Source organism: Succinivibrio dextrinosolvens DSM 3072 (genome assembly GCF_900167015.1).
Taxonomy (GTDB): domain Bacteria; phylum Pseudomonadota; class Gammaproteobacteria; order Enterobacterales; family Succinivibrionaceae; genus Succinivibrio; species Succinivibrio dextrinosolvens.
On record NZ_FUXX01000073.1, the window covers coordinates 1 to 5277 of the forward strand.

6 protein-coding genes are annotated in these 5277 nt (G+C 37.1%); 4 read left to right on the forward strand and 2 right to left on the reverse strand.

All coding sequences use genetic code 11. The features are described from left to right. Window positions 1-204: hypothetical protein (locus B5D46_RS11640; RefSeq protein ID WP_459551248.1), on the reverse strand; the 204-nt coding region annotated here is incomplete at its 3' end. A gap of 314 nt (window positions 205-518) precedes the next feature. Here B5D46_RS11640 and B5D46_RS11645 point away from each other — a divergent pair. The 4 genes from B5D46_RS11645 to B5D46_RS11660 all read left to right on the forward strand — a co-directional run bounded on the left by B5D46_RS11645 (window position 519) and on the right by B5D46_RS11660 (window position 4932). Next, complete coding sequence (locus tag B5D46_RS11645; protein WP_078929595.1) at window positions 519-2279, forward strand: YcaO-like family protein; 1761 nt, start codon at window positions 519-521, stop codon at window positions 2277-2279. After that, window positions 2266-2871 (forward strand): lipoprotein insertase outer membrane protein LolB, encoded by a 606-nt coding sequence (locus B5D46_RS11650; protein ID WP_078929596.1) that lies wholly within the window; start codon window positions 2266-2268, stop codon window positions 2869-2871. Before B5D46_RS11645 ends, B5D46_RS11650 begins: the two co-directional genes overlap by 14 nt. Window positions 2872-2883: 12 nt before the next feature. Next, on the forward strand, window positions 2884-3723 hold the full coding sequence (gene ispE / locus B5D46_RS11655; protein WP_078929597.1) for a 4-(cytidine 5'-diphospho)-2-C-methyl-D-erythritol kinase: 840 nt from the start codon (window positions 2884-2886) through the stop codon (window positions 3721-3723). A 258-nt stretch (window positions 3724-3981) separates the two neighbouring features. Beyond that, window positions 3982-4932, forward strand: a complete 951-nt coding sequence (locus B5D46_RS11660) for a ribose-phosphate pyrophosphokinase (RefSeq protein WP_078929598.1) — start codon at window positions 3982-3984, stop codon at window positions 4930-4932. A gap of 183 nt (window positions 4933-5115) precedes the next feature. Here the strand turns inward: B5D46_RS11660 and B5D46_RS11665 are convergent. Further along, on the reverse strand, window positions 5116-5277 hold a 162-nt coding region (locus B5D46_RS11665), incomplete at its 5' end, for a transposase (RefSeq protein ID WP_143098625.1).

Here is a 5277-nt window from a genome sequence, read left to right on the forward strand (position 1 = left end):
AGCTTCATAACCACAGACTACATCAATGTCTTCTCTATGTTTCTTAAGGTTACTGATGTACTTTTCTGTGTTCTTTATAAAATCCTCTTTAAACTGGACCTGTCCAAATATTTTATCCTCAGTAAAACCATAACCAGGTTCAAAAGAACATAAAGTAAAGTTTGAAGAGTGGACATCCATGCCAATATATATTATCTTATTCATTGAAACGACCTTCCTATGTATGCGGTAAATCCGTATCTGTTAATTTTCAACATCTACAGTTTACACGGTAAATCCACGAAGTTACATTCGCGGAGGTCGTTTCATATTGTCTATTCATATATATAAATAAAGGTTACACATTAGAATATTAACAGCAAAAAAGACCGACAAATAAGAATTAACTCATTTCTTTGAAATTTTCCCTATTTTCTAGTAAAAAACGTCGACACATATCTTTACCCGCGATTAATGCGAATTGACCTTTGTGGTATCATATGGGTGTTTTGTTTATGTATATTCAGATAGGATAAAAAATGACCACCATTGTTGGTAAGGATGCTCCTTTAGAGCAGAGTATTGAGCATTTCACAGATACTTTAAAGAAACTAAATATAGAAGTTGTCGAGGATAACTGGTTAAATCCTCTTGATAACGTATATTCAGTGCATTTAGCGATTGCATCTTTGCCTTGCATATATACAAATGGAAAAGGATCATCAAGACTTGCAGCAAGAGCTTCTGCTTATGGAGAGCTCTTTGAGAGACTTGCAACACACCTATCCTTCTCAGATTACTATCTAGGGTTAGACAATTCAAATGCACCTTATGTTCATTTCAAAGATGAGAAGTGGACTGTCATTGATCAGGCGGATCCTAGTATCCCAAATGATGTACTGAACGCATCATTACGCAAATTCTATTCAGAAAATACAGAATTAAACCTCGAGGATCTTGTTGATCTTCAGTCATCCTCATTTTCAAGAGGCGTTTGTTCAATTCCATTTACCAACGCAAGAAATGGAGAAGTCGTATACTTTCCTGTAAATCTTTTGGATAATCTTTATGGCTCTAACGGTATGTCTGCCGGCAATACCGAGTATGAAGCTCTGGTTCAGGGATTATCAGAAATCATTGAAAGATATGTAAAGAAGGAAATTATCAAAAGAGGTTTAGCTCTACCGGTTATCCCTGATGAAATTCTTTCCAAGTATGAAAAGTCTTTCAAAACTCTTCAGGAATTAAAGGGTAATAATTTAACAGCTGTCTGCTATGACGCATCATTGGGAGGAAAATTCCCTGTTGTATGCGTAGTTCTCTTTAATCAGAGTAACGGAACATGCTTTGCTTCTTTCGGCTCACACCCAATCTTTGAGGTCGCTCTTGATAGAACCCTTACAGAACTGATGCAGGGAAGGACTTTCAGCGATCTTGATAACTTTGATGCTCCTGATTTCGATCTTGAAAGAACCTCTGATATTGTAAATCTGGAGAGTCATTTCGTTGACTCAACAGGAATTCTGCCAATGCAGATGTTCAAAAAAGTACCAGATTATCGTTTTGTTGCATGGGATTTTAGCGGTAATACTCAGGAACAGTACAAAGCTCTAAGATATATGATTGCAAAACTAGGTTTTGATATCTATGTACGCTCATACAATTATCTTGGAGTATGTGTATACAGAACAATCGTTCCTGGTATGTCTGAAATTTATCCTGTTGATGATCTTATCTACAACAACACCAACAGTGGAATAGATTTCCAGGAAGCTCTTCTTTCACTTCCTCAGACCGAGGAATCTCTAGAGACTTATAAGAGCTATCTTGATGAATTAGAAAACGAAAATGTCGACAATGACGCTCTGGTCTGCCCTCTTCTTGGAATTCTACCTGACAGCAAGTCTGCGTGGGAAACTCTGCGTATGGGAGAATTGCGCTGTCTGATAGCACTTGCAGCCGGCGAGCATGAGAAAGCCCTTGAATATGCACAGTGGACAATTACATTCAATCAGGTTAATTTCTCATTAGACAAGATTGCTTTCTATCAGTGTATTACCAAGATATTAGAGTGTAAGACTGAAGGCTCACTAAAGCTTGAGGATTATCAGAACGGTCTTGAGCTTCTGTTTGGCAAAGAAACATTTGAATCTGCACTTGATCATGTTAACGGCAAGGCAAGATTTGGTACTCTGATAGCATCTGACCTGAATCTGAAGGGATTTGCAGCTCATCAGGAGCTGGTAAGAATCTATAACATTCTAAAAGAAGCTCAGGAACACCAAGATGTTAAAAAATAAAATTTGCTTACCAGCTATCTGTGCTTTAGCAGTATTACTTAATGCCTGTTCTAGTGGAATTGAAGAAACAGATTTTTCAAAACTTACTTATGAGCAGAGAGTTGAAAAAATTTCAAAGATAAACGAACTGAAAGAGAACAACAAAATTGCTTTATTCTCATCCAGAAATAACAGCAGATTATCTGTAAACAGCGTTTATCACTATAAGAACAAAGCATTTTCTCTGGAATTTTTAGGTCCAATGGGTATGCGCTACGCAAAACTTGATGTTCTAGCTAACGGAACAACCTATCTTGATGTTCAGGGAAGAAGTTTCAACGGTGACAATGCAAGAAATCTTCTAAAAGAGCAGTTCAATCTGGATATTCCTGTTGAAAAACTGCCAAACATCATGTTTGGAATTCCTGAAGGAAAGTGCTCTTATGATGCCGACGGTTACGTAAAAAGCGCAACTCTAGCAGAAGGATATAAAGTTACCTACAAACAGTACAAAGCCTTTAAAGGAGGCTATGTTCTTCCTTCTGACATTGAAATCGGCAGTACTAACAACAAAGTCCTAATCAAAATCAACAGCGTTACAGCACTGAATTAACTCAAATCTATCATGAAATACAGTTTTCTAAGTCCATGCAAACTTAATCTGTTTCTGTATATCACAGGAAAAAGAGAGGATGGTTACCATAATCTGCAGACTCTGTTCGTTGTTTTAGATTATGGCGATATGATGCACTTTGAAGTGACTTCAGATGAGAAGGTAGAACTAACCACTGATTTTGGTTTTGATGTAAAAAAGAACCTGATCTACAGAGCTGCAAAACTTTTACAGGACAGATATGGCTGTAAAAAGGGAGTAACTATATCTATAGATAAGATTCTTCCACAGGGAGGCGGTCTTGGAGGAGGTTCAGCAAATGCTGCAACCACCCTTCTTGTTCTGAACAAGCTCTGGGAGCTTAATCTTTCCGAAGAAGAACTTATTGAACTTGGAGCTGGACTTGGTGCGGATGTTCCTATTTTCATCAAGGGAACAACCTGTTTTGCTGAGGGTATCGGAGAAAAGCTTTTGGAAATTGAATATCCTCAGAAGTATTATCTAGTGGTTACTCCTGATTGTTCTGTTCCAACAGCAAAACTGTTCACTTCAGATAAACTGAAAAAGGATTCTCCAAAAAGGACTCTAGATGAACTCCTGTCAACCCCATATGAGAACTGCTTTACCCCTGTGGTAATAGGAGAATTTCCTTTAGTAAAAGAACTTCTTGATAAGCTTTCAGCATATGGAAAATCTTTTATGTCAGGAAGTGGATCTTCATGCTTTGCAGAATTTGACGAGAAAGAAAGCGCTATTAAAGCACAGCAGGAATTTATTAAGGAAGGCTACAGATGCTTTGTTGCAAAATCTGTTAAAAAAGCATCAGTACTTACCGATCTTGATAAGCTGTAAAAATATCCTTAAAAATCATCAAATCTTCTTTATTTTTGGCATAAAAACTAAATATAGGTAATTTTCTGCCTATACTTCTTTATGACTTTCTTTTTTATTTTCTTTGTGTTGCACAAAAAAAATAAAATAAAGTAAAAATTGCGTTAATTTCCATTATAAGGTTGTCGAAAAAGGTACAAAAGTTTTAAAATAGCGTCGACTTTTAGTTATGGAAGTCGAGTTCTTCTTTAAATCAAATCAATCAGGATCAATCATCTTATGGCTGATATGAAGCTCTTTGCCGGAAATGCAACTCCGGATTTAGCTAAAAAAATTGCGGATCGTCTATACACCAGACTAGGCGATGCTACTGTTGATCGTTTTTCAGATGGTGAAGTTCACGTTCAGATTAACGAAAATGTTCGTGGATGTGATATTTTCGTCATTCAGTCTACATGTGCACCAAGTAACGATAACCTAATGGAACTAATCGTTATGATTGATGCTCTACGTAGAGCTTCTGCAGGACGTATTACCGCCGTTATTCCTTATTTCGGATATGCACGTCAGGATAGACGTTTACGTTCAGCACGTGTTCCTATCACAGCAAAAGTTGTGGCAGATTTCCTATCAAGCGTAGGTGTTGACAGAGTTTTAACCGTCGATTTACACGCTGAACAGATCCAGGGCTTCTTTGATGTTCCAGTTGATAACTGTTTCTCAAGTGAAATCTTCGTTGAGGATATGAAGACTCTTAATATGCAGAATCCTTGCGTAGTTTCACCTGACATGGGTGGTGTTGTAAGAGCCAGAGCTATTGCAAAACTACTAAACAATGCTGACATCGCAATCATCGATAAGCGCCGTCCAAAGCCAAATGTTGCTGAAGTAATGAATCTAATCGGTGACGTTAAGGATAGAGAGTGTATCATTGTTGATGACATCATTGATACTGGCGGAACCTTATGTAAGGCAGCTGAAGCTCTGAAGAAGAGAGGAGCAAAATCTGTTATTGCATACGGTACTCATGCGGTTCTGTCTGGTAATGCATACAACAATATCGCAGAATCTCAGATTGATTCTCTTGTTGTTTCTGATTCAATTCCTGCATCTGATAAATTCTTAAAACTTAAGAATTTCAGAGAATTGAGCCTAGCTTCAATGCTGGCGGAGGCAATTCGCAGAATCAATAACGAAGAATCTATTTCAGCAATGTTCGAAAAGAACTAGACATTAAAAAGAGGCTGGCTAAAAAGTATGTCAGCCTCTTTCATTTTTCAAACATAGAATTTTGTTATTTCTAGGGAATTGAAATTTTCAAATACGATTTTGTTGAGATATTTATTTTGATTGGAGATTTTTAGAACTTTTAGAGAGATAAGGTAGGAAGCTTAAGGTATTTCTTGTTCTTTTTTAACTTATTACCGCATTCATTTCATTTCTTATATTGGCCCATTTTCTTATATTATGAGCCAGAGCCACAAGCCCAAATTCAATTATTACCTTCGCTTTAGATCGCAGTCTGAATCTTTTGAAACCGTGATTATATTTGATATCACCGAATACAGCTTCAGG

Excerpts from the sequence above, each read along its gene's own strand:
- B5D46_RS11645 (WP_078929595.1), top strand. The coding sequence starts at position 519 with ATGACCACCATTGTTGGTAAGGATGCTCCTTTAGAGCAGAGTATTGAG.
- B5D46_RS11650 (WP_078929596.1), top strand. The coding sequence starts at position 2,266 with ATGTTAAAAAATAAAATTTGCTTACCAGCTATCTGTGCTTTAGCAGTA.
- ispE (WP_078929597.1), top strand. The coding sequence starts at position 2,884 with ATGAAATACAGTTTTCTAAGTCCATGCAAACTTAATCTGTTTCTGTAT.
- B5D46_RS11660 (WP_078929598.1), top strand. The coding sequence starts at position 3,982 with ATGGCTGATATGAAGCTCTTTGCCGGAAATGCAACTCCGGATTTAGCT.